Raw genomic sequence first — 18,996 nt, 5'->3', positions numbered from 1 at the left:
ACGGAGACAACACACATGACATTGCTATTTGCCACCTATGTGCTGGTATGGCCAGTACTCACTCTGGCGGTATTGATCGTCATCTGTCGCGCGGTCGCACGTGATCGTCGCAGTGCACGGCAAGAAAACCGCGAACTGGTATGAAGCTCCTGGCGTAATGTGACGCCATGAACGCAAAAGCCCGCCTCTGGAATGTCCAGAGGCGGGCTTTTGCATGCAGTGGGTACGGCCTCACCTGATCGGTCATCAAGGTGCCAAAAGCTCACCGAATCTCGCTGAGCAGCACGCGGCGACCCTCGCGCCAGGAAATGAGCGCGGCTTCCGCCAGCTCAAGTGCCGCCAAGCCATCCTGAGCACCTGCCAACGGTGCACGCTTGTCCTGCCAGGCCGAGACGAAATCTGCCACTTCGCGTCCGAATGCCTGGGCATAGCGCTCCAGGAAGAACCACTTGGGCCGCTCTTCCACTACCCCCTGCTCACCGGTAAAGCGCAGCCGTGTATCCGTCTCGTTGCGGGCTTCCAGCATGCCCTTGCTGCCAAAGACCTCAATGCGCTGATCATAGCCGTAACAGGCACGCCGCGAGTTGCTGATGCTCGCAAGCTTGCCTGAAACACTCTTGAGGCTGATCAAGACACTGTCCAGATCTCCCGCTTCCCCGATGGCAGGGTCCACCAGGCAGCTGCCCGTCACCGAGATCTCAGTGATCGGCTCTCCCAGCAGCCAGGCCGCCATGTCCAGGTCATGGATACTCATGTCGCGGAAGATCCCACCAGATGCGGCAATATACTCAGCGGGCGGCGGTTCCGGGTCCCGGCTGGTGATGGCGATCATTTCCAGCTCGCCGATACGCCCCTCAGTTACCGCCTGCTTGAGCGCCGTGAATTGCGGATCATGACGACGATTGAAACCCAGAGCACAGGTCACTGGATGCTCGGCCAGCACAGCGAGACACTCACGAGTGCGTTCAAGGTCCAGATCGATCGGCTTCTCGCAGAGGACCGCCTTGCCAGCGCGTACCGCTCTCTCCAGGAAACCGGAATGCGTCGGCGTCGATGAAGCGATCAATACTGCGTCTATGTCTTGTGAGGCAAAGACATCATCAGCCGACAGTACCGGTACCGAGTATTCAGCGGCCAGTGTCTCGGCGGCCGGCGCGTAGGCATCACTGATGCAGACAAGCTGCGCTGTCGGATGCTCGGTGATGGCGCGGGCATGCACACGGCCGATGCGCCCTGCACCCAGTAGAGCAATCTTCATATCCAGAATCCTTTCATGGCATTTGGTGTCGTTGGAATGAATGCGCGCAAGGCAACAGGGCTTTACCTGTTGCCCTCTTCAAGGCTAAGCCTGCCTCATGCGGCTTGCTCCAGCTTCATTCACAAACCAGTCTCTGCCCGCAACACATGCAGCAGACAGAGACATTGATCATCGTGGTTCCCAAAGAACGATACTCGATAACAGCATTATTCCGTTGTCAGCGGCAAGCCTTGACGCGCCAACCGGCGACGACGCTTGCTGAGACGAGTCCCGGTGATGCCTTCCAGCTCCTCCAGGGTCTTGCCCTTGGTTTCCGGCACGTAGCGCAGCACGATCATCAAGCTTATGAAGGTCAGGACAGCGTAGAGCCAGAAGCTGAATCCACCACCGACGAGTTCATTGAGGAAGTCGCTCTGGCGCATCATCGGGAAGGTCTGGGTGACGATGAAGCCGAGCAGCCACTGTGCGGCAACGGCCAGTGACATGGCGCGTGCGCGGATGGCATTGGGGAATATCTCGGAGACCAGTGTCCAGCAGACACAGCCCCAGGAGATGGCAAACGAGACGACATAGACGATCAGGGCGATCAAGGCGCTGATGCCCGGTTCGCCATTGCCGATCACGACGCCCAGGAATGTCATGCCGACGATGCTGCCAAGGCTCCCCGCAATCAACAGCGGACGACGCCCGACCTTGTCTATCAGCAGCATGCCCAGCAGGTTACCGGCGACGAAGGTGACGCCCATGATCGAGGTCTGGAACAGGGCATCTTCATTGCTGGAAGTGACAGCGGACAACACATCCGGGGCGTAGTACATCACCACATTGATGCCGGTCAGTTGCTGAGCCGCAGCGATGAAAACCCCGATTGCCACCAGCCCCAGCATCCCCTTGGTACGCAGAGACGCGTGGCGTTTGCTCTCGTTGTGCTGGAAGGATTTCTGGATCTCGCCCAGGGTGCGCTCGATGGCATCGGCGTGATAGAAGCGCGCCAGTACCCGCCGCGCATCATCCAGACGTCCTTTCAACACCAGCCAGCGCGGGGATTCCGGCACGAAGGGAATCAGTACTGCGAACAGGATCGAGATGATGGCTTCCGATCCCAGCATCCAGCGCCAGCCATGATTCAGGATCCATGTCTCGGCCATGCCCTTGGCGATGAAGTAGTTCACGAAGAACACCACCATCTGGCCAAAGACCACGGATTGCTGGAACAGGCTGACGGTGCGCCCACGCATGTAGCCCGGTGACATCTCGGAGATGTACATCGGTGCCATAACGCTGGCCATTCCGACCGCCAGTCCCCCCAGGATCCGCCACCAGATATAAGCATCGAAGGAGCCCGCCAGGCCAGAGCCCAACGCGGAAGCCGTGAACATCACGGCTGACAGCATGAACACGGCCTTGCGACCATAAGCGATGGACAGGCGACCGGCGATGAGGGCGCCACCGATGCAGCCGATGACCACCGAGGAGACCGCCCAACCCTTCTCTGCGGCGGACAGGTCGAAATATTCTGCGATCGGCCCGATGGCCCCGGAGATGACCCCCGTGTCATAACCGAACAACAGGCCGCCCAGGGCAGCCACCAGAATGATCTTGATCAGGAAGACAAGCTGCACTGGTGTCAGCTTTTCTTGAATGTCGGGTGAGGAGGGATTGGTGGATGCTGAGGGGGTAGCGGTGTCGCTACCGGGGTGTGAAGTGGGCATGACGACCTCTCGTGATCGATTGTTATAGTATTACGAGAACTGCTGAGGCAGATGTGGCTCGTGCATCCATGGCCTGTGACAGACCACGCTGGCGAGACAAGTCATTGCTTACGTTTCATGCCCTGCCGTCTTCTGGCGTGATGACGACAGGGCTTCTTGCGGATCAGGCTTCCGCCAGCCCTTTTTCCAAAATGCTGCGTTCGATGAATTCACGACTTTCGCGGGCATTTTCCAGCGCGCTGTTGTCCTTGGTCGGGTCCACGTCCTGCTCGACGGTGATCCAGCCTTGATAGCCGATGGATTCCAGGCTCTCACGGACCGCATCAAAATCGACACAGCCCTGGCCCAGTGGGCAGAACACCCCTTGGCCGATGGCGGTATAGAAGTCGATGCCATCCTTGACGACGTTCTCCAGCACCGGGGCCTGAATATCCTTGAAGTGGATATAGGCGACGCGCTCGCCGTAGGTGCGAATCAGTTCCGCCGGATCGATGCCTGCATAGGTGCAGTGCCCGGTATCGATGCACAGCTTGACCAGGTCAGAGTCCAGCTCAGCCATCGCACGGTCCACTTCATCGCGATACTCGATGTAGGTGCCGGCATGCGGATGCAGCACCGGTGTGACCGCATATTCCTGACAGATTTCCGCCACCTGACGGATAGTGACCATCATCTCGTTCCACTGCGCATCGTCGAGACGGGTCGCGGTTTCCTGCTGGCCGGCTTCATCGGTGCGTGGCGAGCTGACATGGTCGATGATGACCATGTAGTTGCCCTGCTGCGGCTTGAGCACTTCACAGGTCGCGCGGGTGTAATCCAGGATTTCCTGACGGCGTGACGCATCGTGCAGATGCTTGAAGATGGTACCGGCGATCAGCTCGAGCCCTCGACTGTCCAACGCGGACGCCAGTGCGGCCTGCTCGGTCGGCAGGTAATTGAGCGGGCCAAGCTCCGTCGCCTTGAAACCGGCGCCGGCGATTTCGTCGAGCACGGTCTGCCAGCTGGGATTGGCGGGATTGTCGGCGAACTCGATACCCCAGGAACACGGTGCGTTGGAAAGTTTGATGTGCATGATGATGTCCTTCTTCTTGGCGTTGTCGTTGTCTTTCGGGATGACCATCGTCAGTGACGTGGAAATGAGGCCTCACATCGGGTGCCGACCGAGTGGCAACGGTGGAGCCGGCATGAGGCGCTCCTGATGTCGCAGTCAGATCAGAACGCGACCCAGCGATTCTCGTTGTCAGAGGATTCCACACAGCACTCCAGCAACCGCACGCCTTCGATGCCTGCATCGATATTGGGGAACCAGAGAGACTCCAGCTCCTGCTCCGACAGGCCAAGGTGTTGAGTACCTGTGCCATTCCGGCGTGCTTCAGCGCCCTGCATGGCGAGGGCATAACGGTGATAGACATTGGCCCAGGATTCGAAGAAGCCTTCCGCGTGGCCGCCGCCGATGCGATTGCTGTTCACGGCGTTGTCGCCCTCGGCCAGATAGCCCATGCCACGTTCCAGAATCCGTACCGGTTCGCCCTGGACCTCGTAGCGCAGCTGGTTGGGATATTCATCCCACCATTCGATACTGGCCTTCTCTCCCACCACACGAATCTTCTGCTGATGCATGGATCCCGCATTCACCGCACTGGCCCACAGTGACCCCACCGCGCCGTTCTGGTACTGGAGCAACACCTGGGCGTTGTCTTCCAGCGGCGCCCGCGAGGCCACGAAGCTTTGGCGGTGGCACATCAGGCGTTCGACCTTGAGTCCGGTGATGAACTGGCCGGCATAGAAGATGTGCGTCCCGAGATCCCCCAGCACATAAGTCGGCCCGGAAACGGCAGGACTGGTACGCCACTTGGCGCCGCTGCTGACCTGTTCGACCGGCTGGCTATGGAAGCCATGGGCAAATTGCATGTTGACCATGCGCACCTGCCCCAGCTCACCGGACTGCACCATGGCACGTGCCTGATGCAACATCTGATAGCCGCTGTAGCCATACATGACACCGAAGACCAGACCGCGCGCCTGTGCTTCAGCCTTGAGCTCCTCAGCCTCGGCAACCGTGAAGGTCACCGGCTTTTCACAGATCACATGCAGGCCAGCCTTGAGCGCCGCCAGGCTGATGGCATGGTGAGTACTGTTGGGTGTGGCGATGCTGACGGCCTGAATGCCATCGTCGCGGGCAGCTTCGGCCTCGAACAGGCTGGCGTAATCCGGGTAGCAACGCTCTGGATCGAGCCCCAGGTTGGTGCCGAATTCACGACCGCGTTCCGCGTCGAGATCGAAGGCACCGGCGACCAGCTGGAACAAGTTGTCACGATGGGCAGCAGCACGATGGGCGTGGCCGATTTCACTGCCACGGCCACCACCGACCATGGCCCAGCGCAGCGGCGCGAGATTGTGTTCTTCATTGAACATCAGAGATTCTCCTGGCAAATGCATGGGTGCTGATGATTGGCGCTGTCATTGCAGAGGTGTTCATGAGGCCCGTTGCGGTGTGCGCCAGGCCTCACGAATCACGCAGAATCAAAGCTCCGTAGAAACAAAGTCCCACAGAATCAAAGCCCGCGGCGCTGATGGATACGGCCGGCATTCATGGCGGCCACCTGTGCTTCATCCACGTCCTCGCGGACGACTTCCGGTAGCCCCACATCCCACCAGCAGTCACAGGAAGACCACTTGGTGGAATCGATATCCACCACGATGACGTAGGTGCGTGGGCTCTCCTTGGCGCGCTGGTAAGCGGCCCGGAAATCACTGATGTCACTCAGGTGCTCACCGTAGGCACCTTGCGACTGGGCATGCTGGAGGAAGTCGACGCGTACCAGCTCGTCGGCCTGGCTACGACAATCGGCCAGCATATTGTTGAAGGAGGGGTTGCCGCTGTTGTTCTGCAGCTTGTTAATGACCGCAAACCCGGCGTTGTCACAGACGACAACGATCATCTTGTGGCCAGTCAGTACCGAGCTGTAGATATCGGAATTCATCATCATGTAGGAGCCGTCGCCGACCAGGACCACGACCTCGTTGTCGGGGTTGGCGATCTTGGCACCCCAGCCACCGGCCACTTCATAGCCCATGCAGGAGAAGCCGAACTCGATGTCGAACTTGCCGAGCTGCTTGCTCTGCCAGTTCATGTTCAGTTCTGCCGGCAGGCCACCGGCGGCCGTCAGCACGGTATCACCGGGCTCCTGCACCGCATTGACGCTGGTAATGACCTGAGCGTAGGACGCCATCTCGCCGGGCGTGATCTCGCCACGGTTGGCGCACAGGGATTTCCACTCGGCGACCTCAGCCTGGCCCTTTTCCAGCCAGCGCTGATCGGCTCGCCATTCACCCAACCCGGAATCAAGACGCTCCAGCGTGTGGCGAGCATCACCGATGACCGCCATGGCGCGATGCTTGATGGCATCCATATGCGCCACGTTGACTGACACGATCTTCAGCGCTGGATTACGAAATACCGACCAGGATCCGGTGGTGAAGTCCTGCAGGCGTGTGCCAATGGCCACCAGCACATCACATTGTGCCGCCATGGCATTGGCGGAATTCGAGCCAGTCACACCAATCGGGCCGATATTGCAGGGGTGGGATTGCAGCAGCGAAGAACGGCCCGCAATCGTCTCGACCACCGGAATATTACGACGTTGTGCAAAGTCGGCCAGCAACTGATTGACTTCGGAATAATGAACGCCACCGCCAGCGATAATCAGCGGCTTCTCCGCCTTTTCCAGCAGGGAAATGGCATCCTGTACAGCACGCGTATCGGCTTCCGGACGACGAATATGATGGATGCATTCTTCGAAGAGTGCCTCTGGATAGTCATAGGCAACGCCCTGAATATCCTGTGGCAATGAAATCATGACCGGCCCGCAATTGGCGGGGTCCGTCAGCGTCGCGATCGCTGTCGGCAAGGACTGCATGATCTGTGCGGGATGAGTGATGCGATCCCAATAGCGAGTGACGGGCTTGAAGGCATCATTGACGCTCAGGCTTGGTTGATGGGCATGCTCGACCTGCTGCAGCACCGGGTCTGGCAGGCGTGAGACATGGGCATCGCCGGCGAACATCAGCAACGGAAGGCGGTTGGTGTGCGCAATACCCGCAGCCGTGATCATGTTGGTGGCACCCGGCCCGATGGAGGTGCTGGCGATCCCGATGCGCTGGCGCTTGTTGGCCTTGGCGTAGGCAACGGCGGCAACCGCCATGGACTGCTCATTCTGGCCGCGCCAGATCGGGATCGTGTCCTGGATGTTGTGCAGCTGCTGCCCCAGACAGGTCACGTTACCGTGGCCAAAGATGGCGAACCCGCAACCGAACAAGGTCTCGACATTGCCATCGAGTTCAATCTTCTGCGCCGCCAGGTATCTGGCGATGGCTTCGGAGACGGTCAATTTTATCGTTTTCATTCCTCTCTCCCGACGAGCATATGGCGTTGTTTTATTGTGTGCATTCAGGTCGAAAAATCCGCACCTGAAGCTCAGTGATGATGACGTAGGAAAATGATGGTCAGCGCTGAATTCTTCGCCGTTTGAAAAGACACTAGCAGCGCTTGAAAACGTTTTCACCTTCATTTTCAAAAAAAGTGCTTTCCTTGGATCAAAGTTCAATAAGGATGTCTTGGCATGATTGAAGCAGCCTATAAAACTGTCGCTTCGATCACCCTTATCCTATTGATCATCCCAAGGAGCACTCGATACCACTCCGGCGAAAGCCGCCATCTCGTTGCCAGTGGCGCTGGCACGAAAAGCGCTTCATGGGGAGTGATGCATGCAAAACGCAGCCTCCCAAAACGCTCAGCGAAAACGCCATGACCACTTCAGCATGGCTAAACGAGGCCACCATCCACGATATAGGTCTGGGCCGTCATCATGCGACTGTCATCCGCTGCCAGGAACAACACCATCCGAGCCACATCCTCGGGCTGTACCCGCTGGTGCAGGCTCTGATTCTCCAATACCTGCTTCTCCAGCTCGGGATTCCACCACAGCGCCTTCTGACGCTCGGTGATGATCCATCCCGGCAATACCGTATTGACGCGAATCCCCGCATCCCCCATGTCACGCGACAGCGTGCGCGTCAGACCGATGGTGGCCGCCTTGGCGCTCGAATAGGCCGAGATGTCACGCGAGCGACGCAGGAAACTGGGCGAGCTGAAGTTGATGATCGACCCGCCGCCCGCTGCTTGCATCCCGGCAAAGACCGCCTGACAGGCAAACACCACATGGCGAAGATTGGTGGCCTGAAGATCGTCCCAGGTCTCGACATCCAGCTCCTTGAGCGGCACCCGGGTATCCCGTGCGGCATTGTTGACCAGAGCCCCGATCGGTCCCCATTCATCCGCTGCAGCCTGGATGACTGCGCGCAATTGGTAGATGTCAGTCACATCGCAATATCGGTAATGAACCTCTCCTCCCTGGCCTGTCAGTCGCGCCGCCAGGGCCTCGCCAGAGACGTCATCGATATCGATGAAACTCACTCGCGCCTGCTGTTCACAGAAATGCTCTACCATCGTCGCGCCGATACCGCTGGCACCGCCACTGATGAAGACATGCCGCCCTTCCAGGCTGGGATAACGTGCAAACTGATTCATCTCGTCTCTCCTCTGATAGCGTATCGCTGGCTCAGGCGAACAACTGCCGCGGCCAGATTTCTTCAATAGCCTTCACCATGCTTCGCGCTGCGCTCCATGTCCCTCAGGACTGCCTGTGCCCCGGTCATCAGCAGACGCGTATCGGCTCCGACCGTGACCAGATCACAGCCACGCGCCAACATCCGACGCGCATGCGCGGCAGTGCCGTTGTGAATACCGATGACACTGCCGTGCTGCCGAGCCCGTGCGACAATCTCGTCGATCAAGGTCTCCATGGGGCCATCACCATGATCGAACCCCGGAGTGTGCCCATGTGACAACGCCAGATCCGCAGGGCCGATATAGATGCCATCCAGCCCCTCCACGGCAAGAATCTCTTCCAGGTTCGCCACACCTTCACGGGTCTCGATCATGCCCAGCACCAGCATCTCGTCATTGGCATGCTTCGCATAATCTGCCCCGCCATACAGCATGGCGCGATGAGGGCCGAAGCTGCGCATCCCCAGCGGGGGATAACGACAGGCGGCCACCAGTGCCCTGGCGTCATCGGCGGTGTTGATCAAAGGCGCGATCACCCCATAGGCCCCCGCATCCAGCACCTTCATGATCAACCCCGGCTCCAGGCTCGGCACTCGGACAAGCGAGACGGTGTCAGTGGTGGAGATCGCCGTCAGCATCGGCAATAGATCGCTGTAATCGATCACACCGTGCTGCAGGTCGATGGTCAGGCTGTCCCAGCCCTGGTGGGCCATGATCTCTGCCGAGAAGGCACACGGCATGGAGAGCCAGCCATTCACGACGCCCTCCTTCTGGGCAATGCGTTGCTTGAGGCGATTGAAGCGCATGGGGTCTCCCTCTGAAGTTCATCAATGGTGGAAGTCACAAGGGACAGGTCACTCGTGAGGCTCACGAATCGTGACCCGGGAAGGTGAGCGTTCCCCACTCGGCATGTCGGGTGATGCTGGAGAGCGAGAGGCAAAGGCGGCGACGGGGACGCCCGGCACCTCAACCTCCAGGGCGAACACGCTGCCGGACAAGGGGGCCGCGGCCAGCGCCTCAGGGCTCATGCCCTTGCGCAAGGTGGTCACGTAAAGCGTTGTCATGTCGGCCCCGCCGAAGCACGGCATGGTCGGGCCGGGACATGGCAGACGGACCTGGCGTGCCAGACGTCCCTGGGCATCCCAATAATTGAGGACTCCGCCAAAGACACCTGCACTCCAGTAGCCTCCCGCCATATCCATCGCTCCGCCATCGGGGCGGCCGTGCAGTGCAGGCTGGGTCTCGGCGAATACCCGCGGTGTGCCCATGACACCACTTTCCGGGCAGTAGTCCGCGACATGGATGGTGTCCCGTCGCGTATCCGCAAAAAGCATGCGCCGTCCATCAGCACTCCAGGCCAGTCCATTGGCGACGATGAGGCCTGACTGCAGACAATGCGTCTCTCCCGCAGGCGTGACCGAGTAGAAATGCCCCAACGGCCGGGAGCGGCTCGCTTCATCCATGGTGCCGATCACGAACTGCCCATTCGGTGCGACCTTGCCGTCATTGAAGCGCGTGCCAGCCAACGGCTCACCGGGTGGGCAGGCCAGGAACTCCAGTGCACCCGACTCGAAATCGAGCAGATGGATACCCGAACGCATGGCAACGATCAAACGCCCATCGGCACAGCGCCCGAAGGCACCCAAGGTCTCTGGCAGCACGCGACGCTCTCGCTTGCCATCACTCAGGCAGTAGCGCTCGATCGCCGGGGCATAAAGGTCCGCCCATAACAGGCTGTTGCGACTGGCATCCCAGACTGGGGATTCACCCAACTCCGCCCGGCTCTCTATCAGCAGTTCGATTTCCGCCATTTCCTGGACTCCCGTCGACGATGGCTATGGCACCTGCGTGGGCGCACACCTTCCAGACCTTTGCTCCGATACCCTCGACCTCATCTCCCTGCTTCAGGCAGCGGCGCTCAATAGATATCGGGCTCAGGAGTACTGCCAGGGGCACCATTGGCAAAGTCGAAGTCACAGCCTTCATCTGCCTGGGTGACATGCGATTTGTAGAGAGAGGCATAACCATGAGGGTGCCGGTCCTTGGGCGGCTGCCAATCTGCCAGTCGACGTTGGATCTCCTCCTCATCGACCATCAGGTCCAGCCGCCGATTGGGGACATCCACGGCGATGATGTCGCCGGTCTTGACGATGGCCAACGGTCCGCCGACGGCGGCTTCAGGCGCCACATGCAGAATGCAGCTCCCGTAGCTGGTGCCGCTCATGCGCGAGTCGGAGATCCGCAGCATGTCGCGCACGCCCTGTTTCAACAGCTTGGCCGGAATCGGCATCATGCCCCATTCCGGCATGCCGGGGCCGCCCACCGGCCCGCCATTCTTGAGCACGATGATGCTGTCGGCCGTGACCGGGAGGTCCTCATCATCGATACGTGCCTTGAGGTCGGCGATATTCTCGAACACATAGGCAGGCCCTTGATGGACATGCAGGCGAGGATCCGCCGCGGTCGGCTTGATGATGGCACCCTTCGGCGCCAGGCTGCCTGTCAGCACGGCAGTCCCGCCCGAGGCATTGACCGGACTGTCCAGCGGGAGAATGACTTCCGGGCGCCAGACCTTGGCACCCTCGATGTTGTCGCCCAGGGTACGGCCGGTCACGGTCATGGCGGAGAGTTTCAGCTCACTGCCGATGTTCGTCATCAAGGCCGGAAGCCCCCCGGCATAGAAGAAGTCTTCCATCAGATATTCGCCGGAAGGCTTGAGGTTCAGCACCAGCGGCACACGACGCGATATCTCGTTGAAGCGCTCCATCGGCAGCGTGATTCCGAGACGCCGCGCCATGGCCACGATGTGGATGATGGCGTTGGTTGATCCACCGATCGCCATATCGACGGCAATCGCGTTATCAAAGGATGCCTCACTCATCACATCGGTCGGCTTGAGGTCTTCCCAGACCATTTCCACCGCTCGCTTGCCGCTGGCGTAGCACATGCGGTTGTGATTGGCGTCCACCGCGGGAATGCTTGAGGCTCCCGGCAGGCTCATGCCCAGCGATTCGCCGATCGACATCAGTGTCGCGGCCGTGCCCATGGTCATGCAGGTGCCCGGAGAGCGGGCAATACCATTCTCGATCTCGCTCCAGTCACTCTGACTGACGTTGCCGATACGCCGTTCATCCCAGTACTTCCAGACATCCGTACCGCTCCCCAATACCTGCCCACGGTAATTGCCGCGCAGCATGGCGCCGGCCGGCACGTAGATGGTCGGCAGATTCATGGAGATCGCGCCCATGAGTACGCCTGGCGTGGTCTTGTCACACCCGCCCATGACCACGGCACCATCCACGGGGTAGCTGCGCAGCAGTTCCTCGACCTCCATGGCCAACATGTTGCGATACATCATGGCGCTGGGCTTCATCAATTGCTCACCCAGTGACATGGCAGGCAATTCGACAGCAAAGCCCCCCGCTGCCGTTATGCCACGCTTGATATCCTTGACCCGTTCAGGGAAGTGGGAATGGCAGGTATTGAGGTCATTCCAGGTATTGATGATCGCGATCACCGGCTTGCCGACGAACTCCTCTCCCCAATAGCCCATCTGCTTGACGCGGGAGCGATGCCCGAAAGAGCGCAGATCATCCTGCTTGAACCAGCGATTACTGCGCAGATCGTCGACCCCTTTCCTGTTCATCCCGTACTCCTTGCAACGTGATTGACCGAACAATGGCGTAGCAGAACCCGCACCGGCTGCCGCGAGGGCGACCCGTCATTGCGTCATTTCTGAATGAAGTGGCGTTGGCTATCTCAATGGAACAGCCGAATCATCACGCCAATTGACTGGCCCGCCGTGAGGGCAGAGACACCCAGTCACCATTGCGCCGACTAGAGTCGAGCGTGGTGGCGGCGAATTCGACACCGCGGACCCCGCTCCGGATGTCGGGGTACCAGAGGGCAAGCGGATCGACAGGGATGCCCTGCTGACTGGCCGTGATGTCTTCATGAAGATCGCTGTACAGCGAGGAAAAGGCTTCGCGATACCCCTCGGGATGTCCAAAGGCCACTCGCGAGATACGCGTGGAGGCATCATGCAGGCCGGCCGCTCCCTTGGAGAGCAGCACAGGGGCGCCATCGAGCCGTCGGAACAGGAGCTGATTGGGGGTTTCCTGGTGCCACTCAAGGCCGCCGAGACTGCCGAAGATCCGGAAGCTCAAGCCATGTTCCGCACCGGCCGCCGCCTGGGTAATCCACATCAGCCCGCGTGCACCATTGCCATAGCGCAACAATACGTTGGCGTTATCGTGCGCTTCGCGTCCGGCCACACTGGCGGTCACGTCGGCACTCAACTCACTTGTCTCAAGTCCGGAAACATACTCGAGCATATGAAAGGCGTGGGTCGCGATATCGTTGAGAATCATCGACTCTCCTGCGATGGCAGGATCCATGTGCCAGTCATGCCCCGCCTTCTCGGCATCCGTTAGGCTCGCCAGATGCCCCTGGACGTAATCACATTGCAGCTGACGAATCTCGCCCAGTTCCCCGTTCTCGATCATGGCGCGTGCCTGACGCACCATCGGATAGCCGGTATAGCCATAGGCCATGCAGAAGCGCAGACCTGCCCGCTCGGCGATCGCTTCAAGCTCGCGCGCCTGAGCCGCATCATTGACCAGCGGCTTTTCACACACGACATGAAAGCCCAGCTCCAGAGCCAATCTGGCCAGGGCAAAGTGACTGTCGTTGGGCGTGAGAATGGCGATGACCTCAGCCCCATCTTCGCGAGCGGCTTCCTCGCGCAGCAGTGACTCACCATCGCCATAACCACGTGCGATGTTGAGTTGCTCCGCCTGCTGGCGTGCGCGCTCAGGATTTGAGGACAGTGCCCCTGCCACGACGCGGTACCGCCCATCCATCTGTGCCGCTGCACGATGGACCTGACCGATGAAGGATTGAACGCCTCCCCCGATCATCCCCATGCGAAGCACCTTGGAGGCTAAAGTGCTCGATTGGTGTTCCGCTGTCTGCTGTGAGCATGAACGGTTATCGAATGAGGGCGGTGTCTGCTGAGTCATTGGGCGTCTCGGCTTCAGGCGTGAATGGCGTTATTGTTCTATCGCGTACCACAGGGGCTTTTCCTTGGCTTTGGTACGCTGAATATCAAGCAGCCTAGCGCAGCCAAACCGGCTTTGAAAATGTTTTCAAAGCCATTTAGACCAAGGGACGAGAAAGAACGAAAATCCACCGATGTGCCAACGAATCGCCAGTATTCCAGGCGGACTACCAGGAGAATGCTGCTCCGCCACCAGAGAAGATTTCACGAGAAAACTATCAAGCGTTCTGCAGTGCGCGTGTCAGTTGACGTGACGAGTCGACCCGCGTTGCGTGATCTGACACGGCATGATGACCCGGCTGGGCGCCATGCCACCTTGCTTGATGCGCGCGAACAACAACGACACCGTCTTGTTGACCATTTCCGTGAATGGCTGGCAGATCGTCGTCAGATCATAGGATTTGCTTGAGGCAAAGCGAATGTCATCCACCCCGACGATACCGATATCCTGTGGTATGCGGTGCGAGAACTCATGACGTATGGCGTCCATGCCGCCACATGCCATGATATCGTCAAAGTAGAAGATGCTATCAGGAATGACCTCCGCCTCCGCGAACAACTCACAGGTAGCTTCATAACCCGCATCGTAGCTGTGGCGATGCCCTTCCCCCACGCCATGCAAGGTCAGCCCGCGCTGCTCCAGCCGCTCGATGAAGCCACGCTTTCTATCCAGCGTGGCCTGCTCCTTGGTCGACGCCCCCACATAGGCCAGCCGACGATAACCGAGATCAATGAGATGATCTGCTGCCATGCGCCCCATCTCGACATCGTCACAGGTCACCACACAGGCGCCGGAATCTTCTCCATCACGCCCGAATATGGCCACAGGCGTATTCTGCTTCGCACAGGCCTCGACCAACTCCGGCGGCACCGATGCAGAAGTGACGATCAAGGCATCGACATGATATTCCATCACCAACGAGACAGCCTCCGAGATGCTTTTCTCGGTATTCACGTTGATCAACAAGGTGTGGCAGTTATGCCGCTGAATCGCAGCAGAAAATTCGCTGAGAATCGCCAGGTAGACAGGGTTCTCGAAATTGGTCACGAGAATCCCGATCAGGCTGGATTGCGACTTGATGCCTCGTGCCAGACGATTCGGCTTGTACCCCATTCGCTCGGCTACCGCCAGGATCCGGCTACGCATCTCGGGGGAGCTGCTGCCTTCAGGATTCATTGCCCGAGAGACCGCCGCAATCGAGACATTGGCCTCTCTGGCCACATCCGTGATGGTGACGCGCTTGGCGGCAGGTGCGCTGTCGGTTTTTTTCATGCTCTCTCCCTCATGAAGCACGGTGCGCAGGCACATCACGCATGCTGGGTATTCATTGGGCCTGACCATACCGCGGATCAAGATGACATGCAGCTGCATGAGACAAGCCACACTGTCGGCGCCAAGCCCAACGACAACGAAACCACATCGGCCAGCAGAAAGGGGCCATCGATCTCAGCGAAACATTGGCCCATGCCCTACCACCCCCGAGTCGTGATCGGTATCATCCCCAGCCCGTTCATCGCAGCCGAGGGAGGTCCCCATGCCGATCCTGCACAGCATCATTCACCGTATCGACAAGGGCAACAGCGAGACGCCGGCCCAGCTGGTGCCTGCCGCCACCACCCTGGCGGCATCCGATGCACTGGAGGATCTGGTGTCCGGGCTCAATGATGCCTACCACGGCAAGGCCAAGAACTGGGGCCGTTTCAATGAAGACGCGCCTGCTGCCTTCCCCACGGAACTGGCGGCCTTCCTCGCAGGTGATAGCGATTTCGCGAGCCTGACCCAGACGCTTGCCAGTCGTCTCATGCCGTTGATCGATGACAACCTCCCGACAGGCGGCCATCTGCTGGTGGTGGATCACCAACAGGGCGAGACGCGTTATCTGTTCATGGCGTTGCTGCATCATCGTGATGGCTTCGCGATCGACGAGACCCTTGCGGTGACACCTGCCCGTCAGCTCAACCTGACCCAGATGTCATTGGCCGCGCGACTGGACATCAGTCAGTGGCAAGGTAGTTCGACCTCTCACCCCTATCTGTCCTGGGCGCGCGATCGTGGACGCACCAAGCTCGCCGAGGCCTTCGCCGAAACGCTGGGCGCGCAGGAGCAGCGGGATGCCGGCCAGGAAACTCGCACCCTGCTCAAGGCGTTCAGCGACTATGTCGAGAAGGAAGACATGGCCGAGGAAGCCAGCCGGCAGAAAACCGACACCCTGGTCGATTACGCCACCGATCAGGCCAAGCTCGGCGAGCCGATCACGCTGGATCAGCTGTCAGAGCTGATCGATGAAGAGCACCCGCAAGCCTTCTACGACCACATTCGCAACAGTGACTATGGGCTGTCACCGGAAATCCCGCCGGACAAGAAGACGCTCAACCAGTTCAAGCGTTTCACCGGGCGCGCCGCGGGCGTCTCGATCAGCTTTGACTCGCACCTGCTGGGCGACTCGGTGGAATACGATGAAGCGAGTGACCGTCTGATCATCAAACAGGTCCCGACCGGCCTGCGTGATCAGCTCAAGCAGCGCTGAGCCATGCCAACTGGCAGCTGACGCGAACAGATGTGCGCTGACTCGCCAGCAGTGCATCACAACGACAAGGGCCCGCTGCTGATGCAGCGGGCCCTTGTCGCCTATCTCTGTCTTTCTGCGCTCTTCGTCCTTTTGCGCTCTCTGTCCTTTTCGCTTTCCAAGTGGCAATGACGGGTCACGCCACGCTCTTGAAGCGCCCCTGCACGATACGGTCAATCACCATGGCGCACAGCAGTATGGCGATACCTGCCAACAATCCTTGCCCCTTGGCGGCGTACTGCAGCGCCATCAGCACATCAGACCCCAAGCCCTCGGCACCGATCAGGGAGGCGATGACCACCATCGACAGGCACATCAGAATCGTCTGATTGACCCCGGTCATGATATTGGGCATCGCCAAGGGAATCTCGACATCGAGCAGCAGCTTGCGTCGCGTGCAGCCGAAGGCCAATGCTGCCTCCACGATGGTGGGTGGCACCTGGCGAATGCCCAATGCCGTCAGTCTGACGACCGGCGGCAGCCCGAAGATGATGGTCGCCATGATCCCCGGTGGCTTGCCAGTCCCGAAGAACGCGATGATGGGTATCAGATAGACGAAGGCAGGCATGGTCTGCATGAAGTCCAGCACGGGCTCCGTGACGGCATGTGCGTACCGGTTTTTGGCACACCAGATGCCAAGCGGGACACCGATGAGCACGCAGATCGTGGCGGCGGCCCCGAGCAGCGCTATCGTCGACATGCTCTTTTCCCAGAAGCCCAGGAATGCCAGATAGCCCAAGGCCGCTGCGGTGAAGATGGCGACTCTAGGGCCCGCCAGACGCCAGGCCATGACCAGCGTCAGGATCATGATTACCGGCCAGGGCGTATCGACCAGAATGACTTCAAGCGTGTCGAGCAGCAGGCTGATGCCGTTGGCGATGCCGTCAAAGACACTCCCGCCGTGAAGGGCGATGTAATCAAAGGCACCGTCGGTCCAGCTGGCCGTAGAGGAATAGATAGCCTGATTGCTGGGGAATGCCAGCAACCAGCTGACCGGCTTCTCAACCGTGTAGCGATAGAGCGTGACCGGGTATATCAGCACCAGGGCAAGCACCCCATAGAAGAGACTCAGCCAGCTGAAACCACTACGTTCCCGCTTGTTGACCCGCCAGCGGCAGTACTTCTTCTCATAGACAGGAATCGCGACCAGACCCTGTACGACCATGATCACCACCAGGGCGACCCCACCCCACAGCATCAACTCATTGCCACCGGAGGCTGAGGCATTGGCCGCCGTCATCATCCTTTCCGCGGCTTGCTGCAGGTTATCCGAGGCACGTTGCAGGGAGTCCGCGTTGGCCGCCCCCTCCTCAAGGGCCAGCCTGGCCTTCTCGGCCATTTCCTCTGACTTGGCCATCAAGCCAGTGGCGCGGGAGATCTGTTCTGCCCCAAGCTCCCCCCAGAGGCCCTTGCCGATCTGCACCATCGCCAACAGGCAGGCGATCGCACTCAACCAGAACATGCCCCAGAGATGTCGTGATGCAGCCCACAGTGGGCCAAAGACGGCAGCGGTGACATTGAAAGTCCACGCCATGCCGGTATGTGACTGCACCTTGTGGAATTGTGTCTCGTAGTACTTGCCGTTTCTGTCGGCAAAATTCTGAACCGAATGATCGGCTCCTGATACCGTCGATGGCTTCACGTTATCTTTCATCCTGTTGCCCTCCCCGGATACCCAACAGCAACCTGTCCTTGGTAATCATGCCGACCTCCTCGCCATCGCTCTGAGTGACGATTACGGGCAAGTCGCTGGAGGTGGATACCTCGATTAATGCTTCCAGAGACGTCTCTTGTGTGACACGTGGCGCTTGGCGCATCGCATCTGCATCACTGACCATCTCGACATCAATCTCCTGCATGATCGCGCTGGCCGAGATGAGTTTGAGGTTGGAGATATCCTTGACGAATTCACGTACGTAATCGTCTTCAGGATGCATGACGATCTGCTCAGGCGTTCCCACCTGCACCAGCTGACCATCCTTCATGATGGCGATCCGATCGCCGATACGGATCGCCTCATCCAGGTCGTGAGTGATAAAGATGGTGGTCTTCTTGAGCGTCTTGGTCAGTGATACGAATTGGTCCTGAAGCTCACGGCGAATCAAGGGATCCAGTGCACTGAATGGCTCATCCATCAACAACACTTCCGGGTCACTGGCCAACGCCCTTGCCAAGCCAACACGCTGCTGCATCCCTCCAGAAAGTTGAGACGGATAATAATCCTCATAGCCATCGAGATTGACGAGGAACAGGGCATGTTGGGAGATATCCCAACGCTTGGACTTGGGAATTCCCTGGACCTCGAGCGGAAAGGCGACGTTATCCAGCACACTGCGATGGGGAAGCAATGCCATGTGCTGAAAGACCATGCCAATATTCTTGGCGCGTATATCACGTAATTCATCGCGCGACAGTGTCGCCATGTCTTTGCCAAGCACCTCGATGGTGCCTGAGGTAGGTTCAATGAGCCGATTGAAGTGGCGAATCAAGGTCGACTTGCCACTGCCCGATAACCCCATGATGCAAAATATCTCACCGCGCTCGACGCTGAAGGAGACATCAGAGATCCCGACGACACAGTCGTATCTGTCTCTGACACTGGCTTTGTCCAGATCCTCTTCTTCAATGGCCTTCAAGACATCCGAAGGGTTTTGACCAAAGATTTTCCAGACACCCTCCAGGCGAATGACCGTTTCCTGCATGATGCGTACCCCTTGTCCTGTCGGCAGCGCCGTGACTCTAGCCAAGCCAGTGGGCGAATCCATGACTGA

At 59.2% G+C, this 18,996-nt stretch carries 15 protein-coding genes; 2 read left to right on the top strand and 13 right to left on the bottom strand.

Translation table 11 applies throughout. From position 1 onward, the window contains the following. The first annotated feature begins 15 nt into the window (after positions 1–15). Complete coding sequence (locus F8A90_RS17555; RefSeq protein WP_233593508.1) at positions 16–144, top strand: putative transporter small subunit; 129 nt, start codon at positions 16–18, stop codon at positions 142–144. Between the two features lie 118 nt (positions 145–262). On the opposite strand, the gene iolG is transcribed toward F8A90_RS17555, so the two are convergent. From iolG to F8A90_RS06670, 11 genes are all read right to left on the bottom strand, one after another. Next, positions 263–1,258 carry an inositol 2-dehydrogenase gene (gene iolG / locus F8A90_RS06720; RefSeq protein ID WP_200019475.1) on the bottom strand — a complete coding sequence of 332 codons (996 nt, stop codon included), beginning with the start codon at positions 1,256–1,258 and terminating at the stop codon, positions 263–265. A 206-nt stretch (positions 1,259–1,464) separates the two neighbouring features. Next, positions 1,465–2,970, bottom strand: a complete 1,506-nt coding sequence (locus F8A90_RS06715; protein WP_200019474.1) for a sugar porter family MFS transporter — start codon at positions 2,968–2,970, stop codon at positions 1,465–1,467. Positions 2,971–3,133: 163 nt separating this feature from the next. After that, complete coding sequence (locus F8A90_RS06710; RefSeq protein ID WP_200019473.1) at positions 3,134–4,042, bottom strand: TIM barrel protein; 909 nt, start codon at positions 4,040–4,042, stop codon at positions 3,134–3,136. 140 nt (positions 4,043–4,182) lie between these two features. Continuing rightward, a complete protein-coding gene (locus tag F8A90_RS06705; protein ID WP_088743401.1) occupies positions 4,183–5,385 on the bottom strand; it encodes a Gfo/Idh/MocA family protein in 1,203 nt (400 codons plus the stop codon). A gap of 140 nt (positions 5,386–5,525) precedes the next feature. Continuing rightward, positions 5,526–7,376, bottom strand: coding sequence for a 3D-(3,5/4)-trihydroxycyclohexane-1,2-dione acylhydrolase (decyclizing) (gene iolD, locus F8A90_RS06700; protein ID WP_200019472.1), 1,851 nt, complete (start codon positions 7,374–7,376; stop codon positions 5,526–5,528). 419 nt (positions 7,377–7,795) lie between these two features. After that, a complete protein-coding gene (locus F8A90_RS06695; protein ID WP_200019471.1) occupies positions 7,796–8,560 on the bottom strand; it encodes an SDR family NAD(P)-dependent oxidoreductase in 765 nt (254 codons plus the stop codon). A gap of 62 nt (positions 8,561–8,622) precedes the next feature. Continuing rightward, a complete protein-coding gene (locus F8A90_RS06690) occupies positions 8,623–9,405 on the bottom strand; it encodes an HpcH/HpaI aldolase family protein (protein ID WP_200019470.1) in 783 nt (260 codons plus the stop codon). A 48-nt stretch (positions 9,406–9,453) separates the two neighbouring features. Continuing rightward, positions 9,454–10,410 carry an SMP-30/gluconolactonase/LRE family protein gene (locus tag F8A90_RS06685; RefSeq protein WP_200019469.1) on the bottom strand — a complete coding sequence of 319 codons (957 nt, stop codon included), beginning with the start codon at positions 10,408–10,410 and terminating at the stop codon, positions 9,454–9,456. Positions 10,411–10,517: 107 nt separating this feature from the next. After that, a complete protein-coding gene (araD, locus tag F8A90_RS06680) occupies positions 10,518–12,245 on the bottom strand; it encodes an L-arabinonate dehydratase (RefSeq protein ID WP_200019468.1) in 1,728 nt (575 codons plus the stop codon). Positions 12,246–12,378: 133 nt separating this feature from the next. Continuing rightward, positions 12,379–13,524 carry a Gfo/Idh/MocA family protein gene (locus F8A90_RS06675; protein ID WP_233593506.1) on the bottom strand — a complete coding sequence of 382 codons (1,146 nt, stop codon included), beginning with the start codon at positions 13,522–13,524 and terminating at the stop codon, positions 12,379–12,381. Positions 13,525–13,899: 375 nt separating this feature from the next. Continuing rightward, positions 13,900–15,030 (bottom strand): LacI family DNA-binding transcriptional regulator, encoded by a 1,131-nt coding sequence (locus tag F8A90_RS06670; protein WP_233593504.1) that lies wholly within the window; start codon positions 15,028–15,030, stop codon positions 13,900–13,902. 163 nt (positions 15,031–15,193) lie between these two features. Here F8A90_RS06670 and yejK point away from each other — a divergent pair, with 163 nt between their 5' ends. Then, positions 15,194–16,186 carry a nucleoid-associated protein YejK gene (gene yejK / locus F8A90_RS06665; protein ID WP_200019467.1) on the top strand — a complete coding sequence of 331 codons (993 nt, stop codon included), beginning with the start codon at positions 15,194–15,196 and terminating at the stop codon, positions 16,184–16,186. A 175-nt stretch (positions 16,187–16,361) separates the two neighbouring features. Here yejK and F8A90_RS06660 read toward each other — a convergent pair whose 3' ends face one another. After that, on the bottom strand, positions 16,362–17,879 hold the full coding sequence (locus F8A90_RS06660; protein WP_200019466.1) for an ABC transporter permease: 1,518 nt from the start codon (positions 17,877–17,879) through the stop codon (positions 16,362–16,364). Beyond that, on the bottom strand, positions 17,869–18,990 hold the full coding sequence (locus F8A90_RS06655) for a quaternary amine ABC transporter ATP-binding protein (protein ID WP_233593499.1): 1,122 nt from the start codon (positions 18,988–18,990) through the stop codon (positions 17,869–17,871). The genes F8A90_RS06660 and F8A90_RS06655 overlap by 11 nt, the downstream gene beginning before the upstream one ends. Between the last annotated feature and the right edge of the window lie 6 nt (positions 18,991–18,996).

The sequence above is a fragment of the Cobetia sp. cqz5-12 genome (assembly GCF_016495405.1).
GTDB lineage: Bacteria > Pseudomonadota > Gammaproteobacteria > Pseudomonadales > Halomonadaceae > Cobetia.
The sequence above is the reverse complement of the archived record's forward strand: the minus strand, read 5'-3'. Positions and strand labels throughout refer to the sequence as shown.

Bases quoted from the DNA above. Each gene is read 5' to 3' on its own strand.
- F8A90_RS17555 (WP_233593508.1), top strand. From the start codon at position 16: ATGACATTGCTATTTGCCACCTATGTGCTGGTATGGCCAGTACTCACT.
- iolG (WP_200019475.1), bottom strand. From the start codon at position 1,258: ATGAAGATTGCTCTACTGGGTGCAGGGCGCATCGGCCGTGTGCATGCC.
- F8A90_RS06715 (WP_200019474.1), bottom strand. From the start codon at position 2,970: ATGCCCACTTCACACCCCGGTAGCGACACCGCTACCCCCTCAGCATCC.
- F8A90_RS06710 (WP_200019473.1), bottom strand. From the start codon at position 4,042: ATGCACATCAAACTTTCCAACGCACCGTGTTCCTGGGGTATCGAGTTC.
- F8A90_RS06705 (WP_088743401.1), bottom strand. From the start codon at position 5,385: ATGTTCAATGAAGAACACAATCTCGCGCCGCTGCGCTGGGCCATGGTC.
- iolD (WP_200019472.1), bottom strand. From the start codon at position 7,376: ATGAAAACGATAAAATTGACCGTCTCCGAAGCCATCGCCAGATACCTG.
- F8A90_RS06695 (WP_200019471.1), bottom strand. From the start codon at position 8,560: ATGAATCAGTTTGCACGTTATCCCAGCCTGGAAGGGCGGCATGTCTTC.
- F8A90_RS06690 (WP_200019470.1), bottom strand. From the start codon at position 9,405: ATGCGCTTCAATCGCCTCAAGCAACGCATTGCCCAGAAGGAGGGCGTC.
- F8A90_RS06685 (WP_200019469.1), bottom strand. From the start codon at position 10,410: ATGGCGGAAATCGAACTGCTGATAGAGAGCCGGGCGGAGTTGGGTGAA.
- araD (WP_200019468.1), bottom strand. From the start codon at position 12,245: ATGAACAGGAAAGGGGTCGACGATCTGCGCAGTAATCGCTGGTTCAAG.
- F8A90_RS06675 (WP_233593506.1), bottom strand. From the start codon at position 13,524: ATGGGGATGATCGGGGGAGGCGTTCAATCCTTCATCGGTCAGGTCCAT.
- F8A90_RS06670 (WP_233593504.1), bottom strand. From the start codon at position 15,030: ATGCAGCTGCATGTCATCTTGATCCGCGGTATGGTCAGGCCCAATGAA.
- yejK (WP_200019467.1), top strand. From the start codon at position 15,194: ATGCCGATCCTGCACAGCATCATTCACCGTATCGACAAGGGCAACAGC.
- F8A90_RS06660 (WP_200019466.1), bottom strand. From the start codon at position 17,879: ATGAAAGATAACGTGAAGCCATCGACGGTATCAGGAGCCGATCATTCG.
- F8A90_RS06655 (WP_233593499.1), bottom strand. From the start codon at position 18,990: ATGGATTCGCCCACTGGCTTGGCTAGAGTCACGGCGCTGCCGACAGGA.